The organism is Streptomyces sp. NPDC093109 (assembly GCF_040701725.1).
Taxonomy (GTDB): domain Bacteria; phylum Actinomycetota; class Actinomycetes; order Streptomycetales; family Streptomycetaceae; genus Streptomyces.
The window spans coordinates 65,080-83,335 of the sequence record NZ_JBFBEZ010000036.1 but is presented as its reverse complement, the minus strand read 5'-3'; the positions used below and the strand labels follow the sequence as shown (position 1 = coordinate 83,335).

Sequence of the window (18,256 nt, the reverse complement as noted above, 5' to 3'; positions counted from 1 at the left end):
CCAGAGTTCATCAGGAACCAGACGCTTCGACAGATCAGCACCCACGACAGACATCATGCCGTACGAACCCTCAAGCCACGTGAGACACCCTCTAAAAAGTTTTTTTCCAGCCTTGGCGATTTTGTCGACTAGTTTGTCTATGGCTCGGTTTACTGGGCGGGAGACTTTTTGGAAGGCTTGGCGAACTCTGTTGGACAGGCCGCCTATTCCCAGTAGCGAGGCCAGCAGGCCCAGGAGTAGCGGGATGCTGGTGGCCAGAGCCGTTTCTATGGTTTTGGGGACGCCTGCTGCGCCGCCGTTGGCTACTGCTATGACCGCGTCCAGGCAGGCGTTGACGAATTCGAAGATTTGGGCGCCCTGGGTGACGATGAAGGTGACCAGGTCGATGATTCCCTTGACCGCTCGGACGAAAGCCGATGCCGGAGTGAGGAGGGAGAGGATCCAGGTGATGCCGGCTATGAGGACCGTGGGGATCAAGTAGGACTTCAGGTCGTCCAGGATGGTTTTCTTGAGGTCGCCCGTTTCCTCTTTTATTTCGTTTACCGCTCCTGCTGGGCCCTCTCGTGCCAGCGCTCCCGCTACCGGGACCGATTGTTCGACCTTCGTCATCGCCTTTTCCGGGACGCCCTTGCGGACTACTCGGGCGCGGATGTTGTCCCAGGTCAGGCCCAGGAGGGAGGCGATGAGCTGGATGATGCCCTTGAGGTCGAACTTGGCCGGGATCGCCAGGCCCGTGCTGACCGCTGTGCCCAGCAGCCAGGAGACCAGGCCCTTTTGGAGGTGGTCGGGGATGTTGGTGATGAAGAGGTTCAGGCCGGCGCCGAGGGCTGAGACCAGGTTCTTCAGGAAGCCGATCGGGTCCTTGATGATCTTGGCTATGGCGCTCGCCGCTTTTGCCAGTACGCCCATGAGCATGTTTTTCAGCTCAAGGATCGTCTGGATCACTCCCACTACCGCGTCCATGACCGCCGCGATGATTCCCTTGTTCTCCTCCTCCAGTTTCTTGATTTCCTCGTCTACCGAGTTCAGTGCCTCCGTGTATTTTTGGGCAAGGTCCTGCACCAGTTGCGTTGACTTGTCGTTGACCTCTGATTCGAGATCGTCGAACTTTCCTGCGAAGTCCGCTGCCGCCGCCTCACCGAACTGCTTCAGGTCCGCCGGGAGTTTGGCCACCTCGGTCTGTAGTTCGTTCCGGCCGGCGGTAATGCGTGCCTTGGCCCGGCCCAGTTCCGCGCCGATCATGTCGGCGATCGTCGAGATCACCGTCTGCATCTGATCGACGTACAGCTCACGGGACTTATGGAAGATGTTCAGGCCCTCCTGCGGGAGGCCCTTGAACTTGTCCTTGACCCAGCGGCCCTTGCCCACGAGGCCCGAGTAGCGTTTGTCCTTGTACTCCTTCATCCGGCGCTTGTGATCCGCCGTGAAGTTTTCGCGTGCCCGTTTCTCGCCCTCGGTGAACTGCCGGTCCACCTTGCCGTCCAGGTCGTTCAGGATCTTCTCGACGTCCTTCTGTGTCGTGTCGAAGACCTTCTGGAGCTTGGACGTGACCTGTTCGCGCTTCTTCTCGTCCGCCGACTTCGTCTCGCCTTTTCCGGAGTCGACGCTCTTGCCCGCCACGTTGCGGTCCGCCGTCATCGCCGCCATGGCCTGCGCGCCGGACGCGGCGGCGCCCGCCTTGGCCGTGGCCAGTTGTCTGGCTTCGGCGGCGCGGCCTGCGGTGGGGGCCTGGGCGGTGTTCTGTTCGCCTTTTTTCTTCACCCCCAGGGCTTCGTCGAAGGCGGGTTCGTTGCCTCGGGCCAGTTGGTCCTCGGTGACCTCGGCGTCGGCCATCTCCTGGTCGACCTGCTGGTTGCCCTCGCGGAAGTCCAGCACCGCGCCCGGCTGCCGCGCCGGGACCGCGTCCGACGCGTTCGGCGCTCCCGGGTTGGCCGGGGCCTGGTCCGGGGTCATCGGGGTGACCTGTTTTTCCGTGGCCTCCGAGGTGTCCGGTGCGGCCGTGGTGGCGGTCTCGATGGCGTCGGCGGAGGACTCCTTGCCGTCCTGGACCTTGCCGTCGACCGCGTTCTTGATGTTGTCGGCCTTGCCGGAGTCGGCGAACTTGTCCGCGTCGTCGAGGTTCTTGGGCGCCTGCGCCTCGATCGCCTCGTTGACCGCCCCGACGAACGCCGCCTTGTTGAACTCGCCCGGCTTCGCGTCGTTCATCTTCTCGGCGTTCGCCGTCTTGCCCTGTGCCTCTCTGTCGTCCGGCGGGGCAACTGCCGCGGCCTGGGCCTCCCTCGACTCCGTTGCCGCCGGCCTGTGCTGCTTCAGCGTCTGCTTCTTCGCCGCTACGTCCTGCTGGACCCTCCGGAAACCCGGCGCCTGCGCTGGCGGCGGCTTCACCACCTCCGCGTACCGCTGCGCCACCAGCCTCGACACCGCCGCGTTCCCGGCTCTGGTCTGGAGGCGTTGTACGGTCCGTACGCTCAGGCCCCGGGTGGTGGAGGGGGACGCTGAATCCGCTACGGAATCCGCTACGGAATCCGGCGTCGCAGAGCGGGCGGCGGCGGCCGACGCGCGGTCCGTCGCCGCGGAACTCTTCTCCGGAGGCGCCTTCACCCGCGCCCCCGGTCACCGGTCCCCGACATGTCAGTCAGCCTGTGGCGGCGGCTCATCCATGGGGCAGTGTGCGAGGGACTGGGTCCCGGGCAGTTTTCGTTGCCCTATCGCGCAACCCACCGCGCCTGCCTCTTCGGGCACCCGGCTCGGTACGGCAAGGCGGCCGTACGCACGTTCCCGGTGATCTCCCTCGCGGCGAGAATCACCCGTGTTTCCCCGGTCAAGGAGATACTCGTATGCCGTCCTATCTGTCCCCAGGCGTTTACGTTGAGGAAATCCAGTCCGGCTCTCGGCCGATCGAAGGCGTCGGTACATCCGTCGCCGCCTTTGTCGGCTTCGCACAGCGCGGGCCGTTCAACGAGCCCACTCTGATCTCGAACTGGGGGCAGTTCGTCAGCCAGTTCGGCGACTTCGTCGAAGGGACGTATCTCGCTTCGTCCGTCTACGGGTTCTTCGCCAATGGCGGTGGCACCTGCTACGTCATCCGTATCGGCGCGGACGCGGTTGTCCGCGGTGAGCTCGCTCCCGGGCCCGCCGCCGCGCTCGGGCCGTACCTCGTCCGTACCCTCCCCGGCGTAACGGGTGACATCACCGTCGAGGTGACCGACCCCCAGGCCGAGGATCCCCCGCAGGATGTGTTCACCCTGCTGGTCTCCGAGGGCGGGGAGGTGCTGGAGACGTACGACGCGGTCTCCACCAAGCGCAGCAAGGACAACGTCGTCGCGCAGGTCACGAGTCGGTCCCGGCTGATCGCGATCGAGGAGACCGGCCGCGGCGCCGCGCCCGCCCGGCCAACGGCGCAGACCCTGACACTCGAACCCGCCGCCGCCGGCACAGACTCCGAGGCCGAGGTCGGCGTCGCCGGGCCGCTCTCCGCCGAGGCGTACGTGGGCGATCCCGACCGGCGCACCGGGCTCGGCGCGCTGGAGGCCATCGACGAGGTCACCATGGTCGCCGTACCCGACCTGATGAGCGCCTACGAACACGGCGGTCTTGACCTGGAGTCGGTGCTGTCGGTGCAGCAGAGCGTCATCAGCCACTGCGAGCTGATGGGCGACCGGATCGCGATCCTGGATCCGCCGCCCGGTATGAGTCCGCAGCAGATCAGGGGCTGGCGGACGGACACGGCCGGCTTCGACTCGAAGTTCGCGACGCTCTACTACCCGTGGCTCAAGGTCTTCGACCCGGCGGCCGGCCGCAACACCTTCGTACCGCCGAGCGGTCATGTCGCCGGGGTGTGGGCCCGTAACGACGCCACGCGCGGAGTGCACAAGGCGCCGGCGAACGAGGTCGTACGGGGCGCGGTGGCCCTCCAGACCCAGCTGACCAAGAACGAGCACGACCTCCTCAACCCCATCGGCCTGAACTGCATCCGCGCTTTTCCCGGTCGCGGAATCCGTATTTGGGGTGCCCGGACCCTGGCGGCCGATCCGTCATGGCGGTACCTGAATGTGCGACGGCTCTTCAATTACCTGGAGGAGTCCATTCTGAACGGGACTCAATGGGTGGTCTTCGAGCCGAACGACGACGCGTTGTGGGCCCGTATCCGGCGCACGGTCTCGGCCTTTCTGGTCAACGAGTGGCGCAGGGGCGCGCTGTTCGGGCTGACACCGGACGAGGCGTTCTACGTCAAGTGCGACCGCGAGACGAATCCGCCCGAGATCATCGACGCCGGTCAGGTCATCTGCGAGATCGGGGTGGCCCCGGTGAAACCGGCCGAGTTCGTGGTGTTCCGGCTGTCGCAGCTGACCGGCGGGATGGGCGCGGTCGACGAGTAGGGAAGAGGAAGAAGAGGAAAGGGAAGAAGAAGGGAAGAGGGGAAACCTTAACCGTTACGCGCGTATTGGAGGCTCGTCGTGCCACTTCCCGATCTCGACAGTTCCGTCGGACACTCCTTCGGCCTGGAATTCGACAGCGTCGTCATCAAGCAGATCACCGAGGTGAGTGGTCTGAAGATGGAACAGGATGTCATCGAGCTGAAGCAGAACACCACCGACGGGAAGTACGCCGTCAAGAAACTCCCGGGGCGTCCGAAGGCCGGGGAGGTCACGGTCAGCCGCGGCCTGACCGAGGACAACAGCTTCGAGCGGTGGATCAAGGACTCCCGGTTCGGCCGGATGGCCGACGCCCGGCGCAACGGCGCGATCATCGTGTACGACTACGAGGGCGTCGCGATCAAGCGCTACAAGCTGATCAACGCCTGGCCGAAGTCCCTGGAGATCGGCACGCTGAAGGCGGGCGACACCTCCGTGCTCACGGAGAAGCTGTCGATCACCTACGAGAGCATGGAAGTCGACTGATGCGACGCGTGCTGTCCGCCTCGGCCTCGGCGCCCGCCTCCGACTCCGCGCCCGACTCGCCCGCCGCTTCTGTTCCCACCGCGAGCCTGCGGACCGCGTTCCCCTTCGAGCTGCCGCGCGGCTACGTGGACGACTCCGGCACCGTGCACCGTACGGGCGTGATGCGGCTCGCCACCGCGCGCGACGAGCTGGTCCCACTGCGGGACGACCGGGTACGGGAGAACTCCGCGTACCTCTCCGTCGTCCTCATCGCCCGCGTGGTCACCAGGCTCGGCACCGTCGATGACGTCCATCCGGGCGTCATCGAGGATCTGTTCGCCTCCGACCTGGCCTTTCTTCAGGACTTCTACCGTCGGATCAACTCCGAGGGGCACACCAGGGCCGCCGTCACCTGCCCGTCCTGCCAGGAGAACTTCGCCGTGGACCTCGCGGGCGGCGGTAGCGGGGCCGGGACCGGGACCGGCGGGGGTGGTCGCCCGGGGGAATCGTGACGTACGCGGCCGACCTGCTCCATGAGGAGGTCGCGTACCTCGCCTACCACTTCCACTGGCCGCTCGACCAGCTGCTCGATCTGGAACACGCCGACCGGCGGCGGTACATCGCGGAGATCGCCCGGCTCACCGGCACCGGACGCTGAACCGACCGCGGGAAATGAACTGACTGAGGGAATAGAGGGGGCGAGGGGCTCATGGGACTGCTGTCCTGGCTGCGGGGTGACCGGGGAGATACGACGGCACCGGCCGCCGAACCCGTTGCCCCGCCGCGCGCGCCTCACGACGGCTGGCGTGAACTCCCGCCCGTCCAGCGTGTCTTGGGCGCGCCGGAGCTGGTCACCGACCCGAGCGGTTTCGAGTCCTCGCTGAGCAGTCGGCAGGACACCACCCTGTCCTCTCCGCTCGGCCACCTGGTCAGCCCGGACGCACCCGCCGGACTGGTGCACGGGCTCACCACAAGCCGTACGGAGGAACCCGAGAAGCCGGAACGGGCCGTCGGGACCGGGGTCATCGCCTCCTGGCCCAGTGCCGTGCCGCTTCAGCGCAGTACGGTCGCCCAGGTGACGGTGCCGGAATCGGGGGCAGGTTCCCGGTCGCGTTCGGAACCGGAATCGGGGCCGGTCCCGGCGTCCATGGTGTCCGCCTCGGCCGCGCCGCTCGAACTGCCGGTACGCCAGCTGCTGACCGAGCGCCCCGTCGAGCCGGTCCTGCCCACCACCGTGCCGGCCGCCACCGCCCCCGACGAACCGGCGCCGCCGCCGTCCCCTCTCCCCGTACGGAACGATCCGCCGCCCGTCCAGCGCTCCGCCGCCACCCGCCCGCCGGGGCTCGGGGCCCCGCTCGCCGGGCTGCCGCCCACGGCCCAGCGCCGGATCGCCGCCCGTCTGCCGGGGCCGATCACCGAGGTGGAGTCCGCGCCCGGCCCCACCGCCAACACCGTCGATGCCGTCAACGCCGCCGACGTCGCCGGTACGGACGCCCCGCCCGCGCCCCTGCTCGGCGACGTACCACCCCTCGTAACGCCCCCTGTACCGCACGTATCCCGCATACGGCAGGAGCCCCACGCACCGAAGCCATCGGAACCGCGTCCGCCCGCGTACGAACCGACGCCCGCCGTCGCCCCCGTACCCCTTCAGCGCCTCGACGTCCCCGGCACTCAGCACAGCACCCCGCAGACAGCGTCCGGTCCGGTGGCGCCGCTCATCGCGCAGCGGGCGGTACCCCTCTTCGTCACCGGGCCGGACGCGCCCATCGGCCGGCCGAGCCACCAGTCCGCCACACCCGCCACACCCGTCCGCTGGGACAACCCCGGACCGCTCAGGTCCGCACCCACCACCGTCCAGCGCTCGTACGAGGTCACCGCGGCGCCCTCCTCACCGTCCCTCCGGCGCCGGCGGCCCGGCAGTCCCGGCACGGACGCCGGTTCCGTCGCGGTCGCGGCAGGGGTGGCGCAGCGGATGGCCGACGGCAGCGTGGTGTTCGGTGGCACCGCCGCCCCGAGCGCCTCGTCCTCCCCCGCCCCGACCAACATCCTGCCCAGCGCGTACGGAAGCCCGAGTTTCCCCGTCGTCCAGCGGGAAGCGGAGTTCAGTGAGCCCCCGCCCCCGCTGCCCGCTCCCAGCTACGAGGCGGAGCTTCCGGAGCCCGCTCCCGAACCCGAACCCGAATCCGGCCCCGGGCCCGGCAACGGCTCAGCCACCGACTCCGAGTTCCCCGGACCGCCCCCCTCAACCGCCACCGCGGCCCCCGCCGTCACCGATGAACTCGTACGCGCCCTCTACCCGCCCCTCAGCCGCCTCTTCAAAGCTGATCTGCGGCTCGAACGCGAACGCGCCGGCTTTCTCATCAACACCAGGCACTGAAAGCAGCACGAGCACCGAGAGGTAGGTACGTCCCATGCCATCCGCCGACCACGACGACCCCGCCGTCAGCGTCTCCTTCGTCGTCACCATCGACGACATCGAACTCGGCTCGTTCAACACCTGCGACGGCCTCGGCTGCGAAGTGGTCCTCGAAGCCCGGGAGGAGGGCGGGAACAACGGCCACGTCTGGCAGTTGCCCACCCGGCTCAAGTACGCGAACGTGAAGCTCTCCCGGCCCCTCACCAGGGAGACCGAGAAGGTCGCCCAGTGGTTCGCGAGCATGACGACCGGCTTCAGCCGCAAGACCGCCCGCATCGAGGCGCGTACGGGCGACGGCCGCAAGGTCGCCCAGTGGGGGCTGCTGGAGGTGGTGCCGGTGCGCTGGACCGGGCCTTCGTTCACCCCAGAGTCGCCCAAGGTCGCCGTCGAGACCATCGAGATCGCCCATCACGGCTATGTGATGGAGGGCTGAACCGACGATGAGCGGTCCCATCGCCTTCAGCGCCGCCGGTTCGCCCGGCGCCTCCGGTACGGGTGCCGCCGGCTCCCGGGCGGCCGGTTCGGCCAGGCCCAAGCTGGAACACGCGTATCTGGAGCTGCGTACCCCGCCCGCCGGCGGCGGTCTGATGCCCGGCGGGCCGTGCGGCCGTATCGACTTCCAGTTCAATCCGAAGGAGCTGAGCCTGACCAAGGCGGCTTCCTGGAAGCGCACACCGGCCAAGGGGGCGAAGAGCTCGGGGCCGCCGGAGTACCAGGGGCCACAGCCCAGCAAGCTCACGGTCGAGATGTTCTTCGACGCGAGCGACACGCAGGACAGCAGTGTGGTGACCTCGGTGGAGAAGCTGTTCGCCTGCTGTGTGCCGACCAACGAGACGCGCCAGCAGCAGCGTTCGTCGCCGCCCTGGGTGATCTTCCACTGGGGCGGGCTGACCGGCTTTCCCGGCTATGTCAGCCAAGTGCAGGCGAAGTACACGCTCTTCACGACCTCCGGAGTGCCGATCAGGGCGCTGTGCCAGGTGACGATGGAGGAGATCAGCGGCGAGACCCCGGGCCAGAACCCGACCTCGGGCGCGCTGGCGGCGCGGCGCGTGCACCGGGTGCGGGCAGGCGATTCGTTGCAGGGTCTCGCGCACCGCGAGTACGGGGATCCGGCCGCGTGGCGGGTGATCGCCGAGGCGAACGGGATCGACGACCCGATGCGGCTGGCGCACGGGCGGGAGCTGCTGCTGCCCGCGCTGGACGAGCTGGAACGGCTGAAGGACCAGCGGGGCCAGCGGGGCCAGCAGGACCGGCGGGTTCAGCAGGCTCAGCGGACCCAGCAGGCACAGCCGGCCGTTCAGCGGCGACCCGCCCCGCAGCACACCCATCAGCGGCGTTCCGCTCCGATACGGCCGAGGTGAGCGCCCATGGCCCAGCAGAGTGTCGCGAAGTCGCTGGTGGTCGAGTTCGGTGGCAGCCCGCTGCCGCCCGCCCTCGCCAACACCCTCGTCGAGGGCTACGTGGACGACAGCCGTACGCTCCCCGATCTCTTCGTGCTCCGCTTCCGCGACCCGAGCAGGGTGCTGCTGGAGCGGACCGGCCTCAAGATCGGCGCCGAGGTCCGGCTCCTCGCGCAGGCCGGCGGCGGTGGCCCGGCCGCCACACCGCTGCTGACCGGGGTGGTCACCGCGCTGGAGGTGGAGATCGACGACACCGGCACCTTCACGGTCGTACGCGGACTCGACGAGTCGCACCGGCTCTTCCGGGGCCGCCGGATCGCCGGCTACCAGAACATGACGCTCTCCGACATCTGTGCCCAGGTCGCGCAGCGGGCGGGGCTGCGGCCCGGCACGGTCGACGTGGCCGGTCCCGTACTCGCCCATGTCGCCCAGCCCAACATCACCGACTGGGAGTTCGTGCGCGGGCTGGCCGAGGACGCGGGCGCGCAGGCGTACGTGCTCGACGGGCAGCTCCACATCACCCGGCCCACCGAGGCGAGCGGCGCGCCCGACGGTTCGGCGCGGGCGGAGCAGAACCCGCTGGTGCTGGAGATGGGGAGCAATCTGATCCGGTGCCGGGCGGGGGTGTCCGCCGCCGAGCAGGTGTCGGAGGTCGAGGTACGGGGCTGGGACGTGGCGGCCAAGCAGCCGCTGGTGGGCCGGGCGCCGGCCGGGCATTCGGCGACGCTGGACCTGGGGGTGACGCCGGCCGAGGTGTCGGCGCCGTTCGGGGAGGCGAGTTTCGTGGTCACGGACGCCTCGTACGGCACCCAGGCGGAGGTGGACCGGGCGGCGAAGGCGGTGGCGGAGCGGATCTCGGGGTCCTTCGCGGAGCTGGAGGCGGTGATCAGGGGGAACCCGGAGGTGCGGGCGGGCAGCGCGGTCGCGCTCAACGCCGTCGGCGCGCCCTTCGAGGGCCGCTATACGGTCACGTCGTCGCGGCACGTGTTCGACGCGGTGCGCGGCTACGAGACGTGGATCACGGTCTCGGGCCAGCAGGAGCGCTCCTTGTTCGGGCTGACGGGCGGGGGCGGTGGCGCGGGCGGGGGCGCGGGGACGGCGGGCGGCTCGGGGGCGTCGGCCGGCGGGAGCTGCGCCGGGCTGGTCAACGGGACGGTGACGGACACCCAGGATCCGGAGGGTCTTGGCCGGGTGAAGGTGCGTTTCCCGTGGCTGTCGGACGAGTACGCGAGCGACTGGGCGCGTACGGCGCAGTCCGGGGGTACGGGCGGCGGCGACGCGTTCATCCCCGAGGTGGGCGACGAGGTGCTGGTCGGTTTCGAGCAGGGGCATCTGGACCGGCCGTATGTCCTGGCCGGTCTCTACAACGGCCAGGACAAGCCGGCGCAGGGCGGCGGCGGGTCGGGAGGTACGGCCGCTTCCGGGGGCGCCTCCGGAGGCGGCTCCGAAGGTGGTGAGCTGGTCGATCCAACCACCGGGGCGGTCAACCGGCGGGCCTTCGCGTCCAGGAGCGGCAATCAGCTGGAGCTGCTGGACGCGGCGAACGGCCCGCAGGGCGTACGGCTGGTCACCGGCGACGGCAAGCTGAGGATCGACCTGGACCGCCGGGGCACCACCGTGGTCATCCACAGTGACGGGAGTGTGGAGATCGAGGCCGGGCAGCAGGTGTCGATCACGGCGGGGCGCGGCGTGACGCTGGACGCGGGGCAGGGGGTGCTCGAACTCAGCGGCGATTCGGTGAAGTTGACGGCCAGGACCGGGGTGCAGGTGGACGGCGGTACGGGCCGGCTGCGGCTGGCCACGGGCGGCGCGCTGGATGTCCAGGGCAGCCAGGTCGCGGTCAACGGCACCTCACGCACCGAGATCAAGGGCGGCACCACCTGCTCCATCAACGCACCCCTGGTCAAGATCAACTAGTCCGTAAGGCAAGCCAGTTCGCGAGGCACGCCAGTTCGCGAGGCAAGCCAGTCCGTGAGGCACGTCGGAAGGAGTACGGACCCATGTCGGCAGCCGCACGCGTCGGCGACCCCACCGGCCACCCGGGCACGGTCGGCCCGCCCGGGGTGAACTCGGTGCTCATCGGCGGCAGACCGGCCGCCACGGTCGGCACCCCGCACCACTGCGCCGCACCGCCCCCGGCCGTGCACCCGCCGTCGGCGATCGTCGGCCCCGGCAGCGCGACGGTGCTGATCGGGGGCGCCCGCGCGGCCCGTACCGGCGACCGGGCGGGCTGCGGATCGCCCGTCGTGTCCGGCTGCGCGAGCGTACAGATCGGGGGGTGAGGGGCCGGCATGGGAGAGCAGTTCATCGGCGCGGGCTGGGCCTTTCCGCCGCATACGGACGCCACCGGCTCCATCGCCCTCGTCGGCGGGGAGCGCGCGCTGGAGGAGTCGATCCGGCTGATCCTCGCGACCTCGCCCGGCGAGCGGCCCATGCGGCCGGAGTTCGGCTGCGCCGTCAACGACTACGTGTTCGCCCCGGCCGACGCGGGGACGGCGGGGCAGCTCGCGTACGAGGTACGGCTGGCGCTGGAGCGCTGGGAGCCCCGGATCGAGGTGGCCGAGGTGACGGTCCGGTTCGACGAGGCGGACAACGGCGTGCTGTACATCGACATCGCCTACTCGGTGCGCGGCTCCAACGACCCCCGGAATCTCGTATTCCCGTTCTATGTGATCCCGCAGCACGAGGAGGACGGCGCGTGACGCTTCCCAGCCCCGATCTGGACGACCGCCGCTTCCAGGGCCTGGTCGACGAGGCCAAGCGCCTGGTCCAGCAGCGCTGCCCGGAGTGGACGGACCACAATGTCTCCGACCCCGGGGTGACGCTGATCGAGGCGTTCGCGACCATGGTCGACCAGCTCGTCTACCGGCTGAACCGGGTGCCGGAGAAGAACTATCTGGCCTTTCTCGACCTCATCGGCGTACGGCTGTATCCGCCGACCGCGGCCCGTACCGAGGTCACCTTCCGGCTCTCCGCGCCCCGGCCCGAGCCGGTCCGGGTGCGGGCGGGCACCGAGGTCGCCACGGTCCGTACCGAGACCGAGGAGGCGGTGGTCTTCACCACGAGCCGGGATCTGACGGTCCTGCCGTGCGGGTACGAGCGCCTCGCGACCCGGTCCGCGGCGGGCGACGCGTCCGACCGGTCCGAGGAGCTGGCGCTCGGCCGGGACGTGCCCTGCTTCGGCGCCACGCCCACGCCAGGCGACGCGCTCTACGTCGGACTGTCCCGTGCCGTACCCGCGGGCGTGGTCGTGCTGCGGCTCGACTGCCGGATCGAGGGCGTGGGCGTGGACCCGCGGCGCCCGCCGCTGCTCTGGGAGGCGTTCGACGGCACGGAGTGGCGGGCCTGCGAGATCGAGAAGGACGACACGGGCGGCTTCAACAAGTCCGGCGAGCTGATCCTGCACCTGCCCCTGACCCACACGGCGTCCCAGGTGGTGCGGCGCTCGGCCGGGTGGCTGCGCTGCCGGCTGCTGGCGGCCGAGCCCGACCAGCCGCGCTATGTCGCCTCGCCGACCGTGCGCCGTATCACCGCCTTCACGATCGGCGGCACGGTCGAGGCAGCGCACGCGGAGACGGTACGGGAGGAGATCCTCGGCGCGGCCGAGGGCGTGCCGGGGCAGAGCTTCCTGCTCGCGCGGCCCCCGGTGGTGCCGGGGGACTTCGTGGTCGAGGTGGCGGACGTCGAGGCGCGCTCGGGCTGGACGGACTGGACGCGGGTCGACGACTTCGCGCACTCGGGCCCGGACGACCGGCACATCACGCTCGACCCCAACTCCGGCCGGGTGGACTTCGGTCCGGCCGTCCGGGAGCGGGACGGCGGACTGCGGTACTACGGCGCGGTCCCCCGCAAGGGCAGTCCCGTACGGGTACGGAGCTACCGCACCGGCGGCGGCCGGCGCGGGAACGTGGCCCGGGGCGCGCTGCGCGTGCTGCGCGGTTCGCTGCCGTTCGTGGCGCGGGTGGAGAACCGGCGGGCGGCGCTGGGCGGGGTGGACGGCGAGACGGTGGAGAGCGCGCGGGTGCGCGGGCCCATGACGCTGCGGACGCTGCACCGGGCCGTCGTCCCGCACGACTACGAGCTGCTGGCCCGCGAGGTCGCCCCGGACGCGGCGCGCGTGTACTGCGTACCTGCGGGCCGGGACGCGGACACCGGCGGGGTGCGGCTGCTGGTCGTACCCGCCGGGAGCGGTGACGAGCAGGGCCGGATCGGCTTCGAGGAGCTGACCCCGCCGCCGGACACGATGGAGCAGATCCGGGCCCATCTGGAGGAGCGCAGGCCGATCGGCGCGCGGCTGATGGTGGAGCCGCCGTTCTACCAGGGGGTGACGGTCGTCGCCCAGGTGCAGGCGCGCCGGGGCGCGGTGCCCGAGCGGCTGCGCGAGGAGGCGCTGGCCGCGCTGTACGGCTACTTCAATCCCCTGACGGGCGGCCCGGACGGACAGGGCTGGCCGTTCGGGCGGCCCATCCAGTCGGGCGAGGCGTTCGCGGTGCTCCAGCGGGTCGCGGACGTGGACCTGGTGGAGGACGTACGGCTGTACCCGGCTGACCCGACGACCGGCCGGCGGGGCGAGGCGACCACCAGGATCACCCTCGACCGGCACGCGCTGGCCTTCAGTTTCGAGCACCAGCTGCGGATCCGGGAGGCATGAGCGATGCGCGGAACCGTACCCGGGCTGGCCTCGCCGCATCCGCTGGTCGAGCTGCTGCCCGCGCTCTATCTGGAGCAGGACTTCATCGGGCGCTTCCTGTCGGCGCTGGACGATGTGCTGGCCCCGGTCCAGCTGACCCTCGACAACCTGCCCGCCCATCTGGACCCGCGCAGCGCGCCGGAGGACTTCCTCGACTGGGTGGCCCAGTGGGTGGCGGTGGAGCCGCGCCGGGACGAACCGGTCGCCCGGCGCCGGGCGGCGGTCACCGAGGCGGTCTCCCAGCACAGCCGCCGGGGCACGCGCGGGGGGCTGTCGGACGCGGTCACCCGGCTGACCGGGACCGTCCCGGAGATCGCGGAGAGCGGCGGCTCGGCGTGGTCCCCGACTCCGGGCACCGACCTGCCGGGCGACGAACGGGCCCGGGTGGTCGTACGGTTGCGGGTCGCCGATCCGGAGCGGGTGGACCGGGTCGGGGTGGAGGAGCTGATCGAGGGCGAGATCCCGGCGCACATCGGCTACGCCCTGGAGATCCTGCCGCACACCGCTGACGGCGCGTCGGGTATGTCGGGTACGTCGGGCACCTCGGGAGAGACCCCGTGAACTGCCCGGAGTGCGGCCACCGCAACGCGCCTGGCGCGGCGTTCTGCGCGTCCTGCTCGGCGTTCCTGGACTGGACGGACCCGGGCGCGGACGCGGACGCGGGCAGCGGTGCGAGTACGGCCGCACCGGCTCCCCGGCCCGCCGCCGGCCCCGTACCGGACTCGGGCGGAGAGCCGGGCCCCGGCCCCGGGCGAGACCGGGGCGCTGGTACCGGTCCCGGCCCGGGTCCTGGCCCGGGTGCGGGTGCGGCTCCTGAGCCGGGTCCTGATACCGCGTCAAGGTCCGGTACGAATCCGGGCCCAGCCCCGGCTCGGCCCCCGCTTCCGCCCTCACCCCCAGCCCCCACCGGACCCACCGAACCGACCGGAACGACCGGAACGACCGGCCCCCGCCGTCCCGGCGACCGGTTGGACGTCCCCGTGCCAGGACCCGCCGAGGAGCCCGACGCACCGGACCCGCCCGTCGCCGTCCCCCGCGGCGGGGCCGCCGGGCCCACCGTCCGCTGTCCCAACTGCCGTACGGAGAACGCTCCTGAGCGCACGCTCTGTGTGCGCTGCGGGCTGCTGCTGGATCCCGGCCCGCCGCCGGACGTACCGCTGCCGTGGTGGCGGCGGATCTGGCGCCGGCGCCGGCGCGGGCGGGTGCTGCCGGTCGCCGGTACCCGCCCCAAGGGGCGGCTGTGGCGCCGGCCGGGGCTGGCCGTGCCGATCACGCTCGCGGTGCTGGCGGGCGCGTTCTGGTTCGGGCGCCCCTATCTGCCCGAGGCGTGGAACTTCACCCGCGACAGCACCGGCACACCCGACGAGCTGCGCCCCAGCGACATCCGCGCGTCCAGCTCCCTGGCGGACCATCCGCCGGATATGGCGATCGACACGTACACCAACCGCTTCTGGGTACCGGCCGAGGCGGGGCCGGGGATCGGTGAGTTCCTGGAGGCCGACTTCGAGCGGCCCGTACGGGTGACGCGGCTGGTGGTGTTCTCCGGGCGGTCGGCGAAGGAGGACGAGTTCCTCGCGCAGTCCCGGCCGTCCGCCCTGACCGTGACGCTGCGCTCCGCCGACGGGGACTCCACCGAGAAGCGGATCACGCTCAAGGACCGTCCTGGCCAGCAGACCTTCGAGGTACGGGGCTCGGACGTCGTCCGGGTGCGGCTCGCGATAGCCGATGTCTACGGCGCGGGTCCCGGGCGGCGGCCCGCCATCGCCGAGATCGAGTTCTTCGGACGGAATTGACCGTGCGTGTCACATTTCGGGAGTCCGTCGCCGTGGGCCGTGCGTGGCTCTTGGCCCGGGGCTCCCGCTGCCGGAGACTGAACCGATGACACAGCGTGTGGATCTCGCGACCGTGATGGACCGGCTGGCCATCGACGAGGTGGTCACCGGATACGCGGTGGCCGTGGACGACGCCGACTGGCCCGCGTACCGGGCCCTGTTCACGCCGGACGGCCGTGCCGACTACACCGGGGCGGGCGGGATCGAGGGGCCCGCCGCCGAGGTCGGCGACTGGCTGGCCGGCATGCTGCGGCCGTACCGCGTGCGGCAGCATCTGATCGTCAACCGCCGGCTGCGGATCGAGGATCTCGGCGGCTATCCGGGTGACCGGGCGGAGCTGCGGGCCGAGTATCTGAGCCCGCTGCGCGATGACTCGGGCGAGGACCTGGTGTGCGGTGGCGGGTTCACGTTCGGGCTGGTGCGCGGGAACGGCGGGTGGCTGCTGCGTACGGTGGTCGCCCGGGAGAAGTGGCGGCACGCCGCGCGCCACCACCGCTGACCTCCGCTGACCTCCGCTGGCCTCCGCTTCGGGGCTTCCTCGACGGGGAAGGGAGTGCTGGACCGCCCGACGGCCAGGACGAGGAGGCTTCCGTATGCGGTTCCGGTGGTGGCGGGGCGTGGCGGCGGTCGTGGCGGGCGCGCTGCCCGCGCTCTCTTTTCCCGCGCCGTCCCTGTGGTGGTCGGCGTATGCCGCGCTGGTGCCCTGGATGCTGCTCGTACGGACCGCGCCGACCGCCCGCAGGGCCGCGGTGGAGGGCTGGCTCGGCGGGCTGGGCTTCATGGCCGCCGTGCACCACTGGCTGCTGCCGAGCCTGCATGTGTTCCTCGTGGTGCTGGCCGCGCTGCTCGGGCTGCTCTGGGCGCCCTGGGGTGTGCTGGTGCGGTACGCGCTCGGTGGCGCGCCGTCGGTGCGGCGGGCGTGCGTGGCGATGGCCGTGGTGCCTTCGGGGTGGCTGATGGTCGAGCTGGTCAGGTCCTGGGAGGGGCTCGGCGGGCCGTGGGGGCTGCTCGGCGCCGGCCAGTGGGAGGTGTCGCCGGCGCTGCGGCTCGCTTCGGTGGGCGGGGTGTGGCTGGTGAGTCTGCTGGTGGTTGCGGTGAACACGGCGCTGGTGGTGGCGATCGCGGTGGCCGGGGCGAGGCCGGTCGGTGCCGTGTCCCTGGTGCTGTGTGCGGTGGTGGTGGGTGCGGTGGCGGTGTGGCTTCCCCGGCCGGCCGGTGCGGCGTCGGGCACTCCGGACGGGTTACGGATCGCGGTCGTACAGCCGGGTGCGGTGGCGCCGGGGGTGGTCGACGGCGCCGATTCCGTCGAGCGCCGGTTCGCGCGGGGCGAGGCGCTGACCCGGGAGCTGGCCGGTCAGGATCTTTCCCTGGTGGTGTGGGGCGAGAGCAGTGTGGGCGCGGATCTGGCGGCGCGGCCGGATCTGGCGGCGCGCCTCGCGGTGCTGTCCCGGCGTGTCGGCGCCCCGCTGCTGGTCAATGTGGACGCGCGCAGTACGGACGCGGCGGGCCGTGCGGGGGTGTTCAAGCGCGCGGTGCTGGTGGGACCTGAGGGGCCGACGGGCGATACGTACGACAAGATGCGGCTGGTGCCGTTCGGTGAGTACGTACCGGCGCGGGCCGCGCTCGGCTGGGTGACGTCGGTGGGCCGGGCGGCGGGCGAGGACCGGGTGCGGGGCACCGGGCAGGTGGTGATGGTGCTGCCGGGCGAGGGCCGGGGCGGGTTGCGGGTGGGGCCGCTGATCTGTTTCGAGACGGCGTTCCCCGATATGAGCAGACGGCTGGTGCGTGAGGGGGCCCAGGTGCTGGTGGGGCAGTCCTCGACGTCGTCGTTCCAGGGGAGCTGGGCGCCGGAGCAGCATGCCTCGCTGGCGGCGCTGCGGGCGGCGGAGACCGGCCGGCCGATGGTGCACGCGACGCTGACCGGGGTCAGCGCGGTGTTCGGTCCTGACGGGCGGCGGGTGGGCGGGGTGATCGGTACGGACCGTTCGGCCGCGGCGGTGTTCGACGTTCCGCCGGGCCGGGGCACGACCGCGTACGTACGGTTCGGCGACTGGGCGGTGCACGGTGCGCTCGCCGTGCTGGTGGCGCTCTGCGCGGTGGAGGGCGGGCGTGCTCTCAGGCGGCGGCCTGGTCCTGGGCCGCTCGTACCACCCGCTCGCAGAGCTCGTGCGTCCGCAGGGCGTCGCGCGCGCTGAGGCGCTTTCCGGCCCGTACGGCGTCGAGGAAGGCCAGGACGCACTGCTCGACGCCGCGTTGACGGGCCACCGGGACCCAGTCGCCGCGCCGCCGGACGCTCGGCTGGCCCTTGTGGTCGATGATCGTGGCGAGGTTGTGGACCGCGCGCTTGGTGTCCTGGCCGGAGACTTCGAGGATCTCCTCGGCGGAGCCGCTCATCCGGTTCATCGTGCCGATGGCGGTGAAGCCGTCGCCGGAGAGCTGGAGCACGATGTGGTGCAGCAGCCCGTCCCGGATCCGGGCCCGTACGTCGGTGTGTTCGACGGGGCCCGGGAGCAGGAAGCGCAGGGTGTCCACGACATGGATGAAGTCGTCCAGGACGAGGGTGCGCGGGTCCTCGGGCAGGCCGACCCGGTTCTTCTGCATCAGGATCAGATCGCGCGGGTGCTCCAGGCACTGGGCGTAGCCGGGCGCGTGGCGGCGGTTGAAGCCGACGGCGAGGCTGACGCGGCCCTCGTCGGCGAGACGGACGAGGCGCTCGGAGTCGGCGTACTCGTAGGCGATCGGTTTGTCGACGTACGTCGGCACGCCCGCCGCGATGAGCTGGCAGACGATGTCGACGTGGGAGGCGGTCGGCGCGTGCACGAACGCGGCGTCGAGGTCCTCGAAGAGCAGCGATTCGAGGTCGGGGTGGCAGCGCTCGGCGGGGATGCGGTAGGTCTCGGCGATCCGGGTGAGGGTGGCGGGGGTGCGGGTCTGGAGGTGCAGTTCGATGTCGGGGAGTGTGGCGAGTACGGGCAGATACGCCTTCCGCGCGATGTCACCGAGACCGATGCAGCCGACCTTCACGTGTGCCTCCCTGG

At 71.1% G+C, this 18,256-nt stretch carries 16 protein-coding genes and 1 pseudogene; 15 read left to right on the top strand and 2 right to left on the bottom strand.

Features of this window, described 5'->3' with window-relative positions:
- Positions 1 to 2,421, bottom strand: a pseudogene (locus AB0389_RS28780) (hypothetical protein); the annotation flags it as partial.
- Positions 2,422 to 2,837: 416 nt separating this feature from the next.
- Between AB0389_RS28780 and AB0389_RS28775 the strand changes: the two are divergent.
- The 15 genes from AB0389_RS28775 (at position 2,838) to lnt (ending at position 17,413) form a co-directional block, all read left to right on the top strand.
- Positions 2,838 to 4,379, top strand: coding sequence for a phage tail sheath subtilisin-like domain-containing protein (locus AB0389_RS28775; protein WP_366398423.1), 1,542 nt, complete (start codon positions 2,838 to 2,840; stop codon positions 4,377 to 4,379).
- Between the two features lie 78 nt (positions 4,380 to 4,457).
- Positions 4,458 to 4,901, top strand: coding sequence for a phage tail protein (locus AB0389_RS28770; RefSeq protein ID WP_114658102.1), 444 nt, complete (start codon positions 4,458 to 4,460; stop codon positions 4,899 to 4,901).
- Positions 4,901 to 5,392: a hypothetical protein gene (locus tag AB0389_RS28765; RefSeq protein ID WP_366398422.1), complete on the top strand. Its 492-nt coding sequence runs from the start codon at positions 4,901 to 4,903 to the stop codon at positions 5,390 to 5,392. The genes AB0389_RS28770 and AB0389_RS28765 overlap by 1 nt, the downstream gene beginning before the upstream one ends.
- Entirely contained in the window at positions 5,389 to 5,538 is a 150-nt protein-coding gene (locus AB0389_RS28760; protein ID WP_366398421.1) for a DUF6760 family protein, read from the top strand. Before AB0389_RS28765 ends, AB0389_RS28760 begins: the two co-directional genes overlap by 4 nt.
- A gap of 51 nt (positions 5,539 to 5,589) precedes the next feature.
- Positions 5,590 to 7,257 (top strand): hypothetical protein, encoded by a 1,668-nt coding sequence (locus AB0389_RS28755; protein ID WP_366398420.1) that lies wholly within the window; start codon positions 5,590 to 5,592, stop codon positions 7,255 to 7,257.
- 34 nt (positions 7,258 to 7,291) lie between these two features.
- Positions 7,292 to 7,729 (top strand): phage tail protein, encoded by a 438-nt coding sequence (locus AB0389_RS28750; protein ID WP_366398419.1) that lies wholly within the window; start codon positions 7,292 to 7,294, stop codon positions 7,727 to 7,729.
- Positions 7,730 to 7,736: 7 nt separating this feature from the next.
- Entirely contained in the window at positions 7,737 to 8,657 is a 921-nt protein-coding gene (locus AB0389_RS28745; RefSeq protein ID WP_366398418.1) for a peptidase M23, read from the top strand.
- 6 nt (positions 8,658 to 8,663) lie between these two features.
- On the top strand, positions 8,664 to 10,613 hold the full coding sequence (locus tag AB0389_RS28740; protein ID WP_366398417.1) for a VgrG-related protein: 1,950 nt from the start codon (positions 8,664 to 8,666) through the stop codon (positions 10,611 to 10,613).
- Between the two features lie 83 nt (positions 10,614 to 10,696).
- Complete coding sequence (locus AB0389_RS28735) at positions 10,697 to 10,978, top strand: PAAR domain-containing protein (protein ID WP_366398416.1); 282 nt, start codon at positions 10,697 to 10,699, stop codon at positions 10,976 to 10,978.
- Positions 10,979 to 10,987: 9 nt separating this feature from the next.
- Entirely contained in the window at positions 10,988 to 11,398 is a 411-nt protein-coding gene (locus tag AB0389_RS28730) for a GPW/gp25 family protein (protein ID WP_366398415.1), read from the top strand.
- A complete protein-coding gene (locus tag AB0389_RS28725; protein WP_366398414.1) occupies positions 11,395 to 13,347 on the top strand; it encodes a putative baseplate assembly protein in 1,953 nt (650 codons plus the stop codon). Before AB0389_RS28730 ends, AB0389_RS28725 begins: the two co-directional genes overlap by 4 nt.
- A gap of 3 nt (positions 13,348 to 13,350) precedes the next feature.
- Positions 13,351 to 13,947: a phage tail protein gene (locus tag AB0389_RS28720; RefSeq protein ID WP_366398413.1), complete on the top strand. Its 597-nt coding sequence runs from the start codon at positions 13,351 to 13,353 to the stop codon at positions 13,945 to 13,947.
- Positions 13,948 to 14,366: 419 nt separating this feature from the next.
- The gene (locus AB0389_RS28715; protein ID WP_366398412.1) at positions 14,367 to 15,179 is read left to right on the top strand and encodes a hypothetical protein; all 813 of its coding nucleotides are present in this window, start codon (positions 14,367 to 14,369) and stop codon (positions 15,177 to 15,179) included.
- An 85-nt stretch (positions 15,180 to 15,264) separates the two neighbouring features.
- Positions 15,265 to 15,717 (top strand): nuclear transport factor 2 family protein, encoded by a 453-nt coding sequence (locus AB0389_RS28710; RefSeq protein ID WP_366398411.1) that lies wholly within the window; start codon positions 15,265 to 15,267, stop codon positions 15,715 to 15,717.
- Positions 15,718 to 15,811: 94 nt separating this feature from the next.
- Positions 15,812 to 17,413 (top strand): apolipoprotein N-acyltransferase, encoded by a 1,602-nt coding sequence (gene lnt / locus AB0389_RS28705; protein WP_366398410.1) that lies wholly within the window; start codon positions 15,812 to 15,814, stop codon positions 17,411 to 17,413.
- Here lnt and AB0389_RS28700 read toward each other — a convergent pair.
- The gene (locus AB0389_RS28700) at positions 17,334 to 18,242 is read right to left on the bottom strand and encodes a Gfo/Idh/MocA family oxidoreductase (RefSeq protein ID WP_366398409.1); all 909 of its coding nucleotides are present in this window, start codon (positions 18,240 to 18,242) and stop codon (positions 17,334 to 17,336) included. The genes lnt and AB0389_RS28700 overlap by 80 nt on opposite strands.
- Positions 18,243 to 18,256: the final 14 nt, after the last annotated feature.

Bases quoted from the DNA above. Each gene is read 5' to 3' on its own strand.
- AB0389_RS28775 (WP_366398423.1), top strand. From the start codon at position 2,838: ATGCCGTCCTATCTGTCCCCAGGCGTTTACGTTGAGGAAATCCAGTCC.
- AB0389_RS28765 (WP_366398422.1), top strand. From the start codon at position 4,901: ATGCGACGCGTGCTGTCCGCCTCGGCCTCGGCGCCCGCCTCCGACTCC.
- AB0389_RS28755 (WP_366398420.1), top strand. From the start codon at position 5,590: ATGGGACTGCTGTCCTGGCTGCGGGGTGACCGGGGAGATACGACGGCA.
- AB0389_RS28750 (WP_366398419.1), top strand. From the start codon at position 7,292: ATGCCATCCGCCGACCACGACGACCCCGCCGTCAGCGTCTCCTTCGTC.
- AB0389_RS28745 (WP_366398418.1), top strand. From the start codon at position 7,737: ATGAGCGGTCCCATCGCCTTCAGCGCCGCCGGTTCGCCCGGCGCCTCC.
- AB0389_RS28740 (WP_366398417.1), top strand. From the start codon at position 8,664: ATGGCCCAGCAGAGTGTCGCGAAGTCGCTGGTGGTCGAGTTCGGTGGC.
- AB0389_RS28735 (WP_366398416.1), top strand. From the start codon at position 10,697: ATGTCGGCAGCCGCACGCGTCGGCGACCCCACCGGCCACCCGGGCACG.
- AB0389_RS28730 (WP_366398415.1), top strand. From the start codon at position 10,988: ATGGGAGAGCAGTTCATCGGCGCGGGCTGGGCCTTTCCGCCGCATACG.
- AB0389_RS28720 (WP_366398413.1), top strand. From the start codon at position 13,351: ATGCGCGGAACCGTACCCGGGCTGGCCTCGCCGCATCCGCTGGTCGAG.
- AB0389_RS28710 (WP_366398411.1), top strand. From the start codon at position 15,265: ATGACACAGCGTGTGGATCTCGCGACCGTGATGGACCGGCTGGCCATC.
- lnt (WP_366398410.1), top strand. From the start codon at position 15,812: ATGCGGTTCCGGTGGTGGCGGGGCGTGGCGGCGGTCGTGGCGGGCGCG.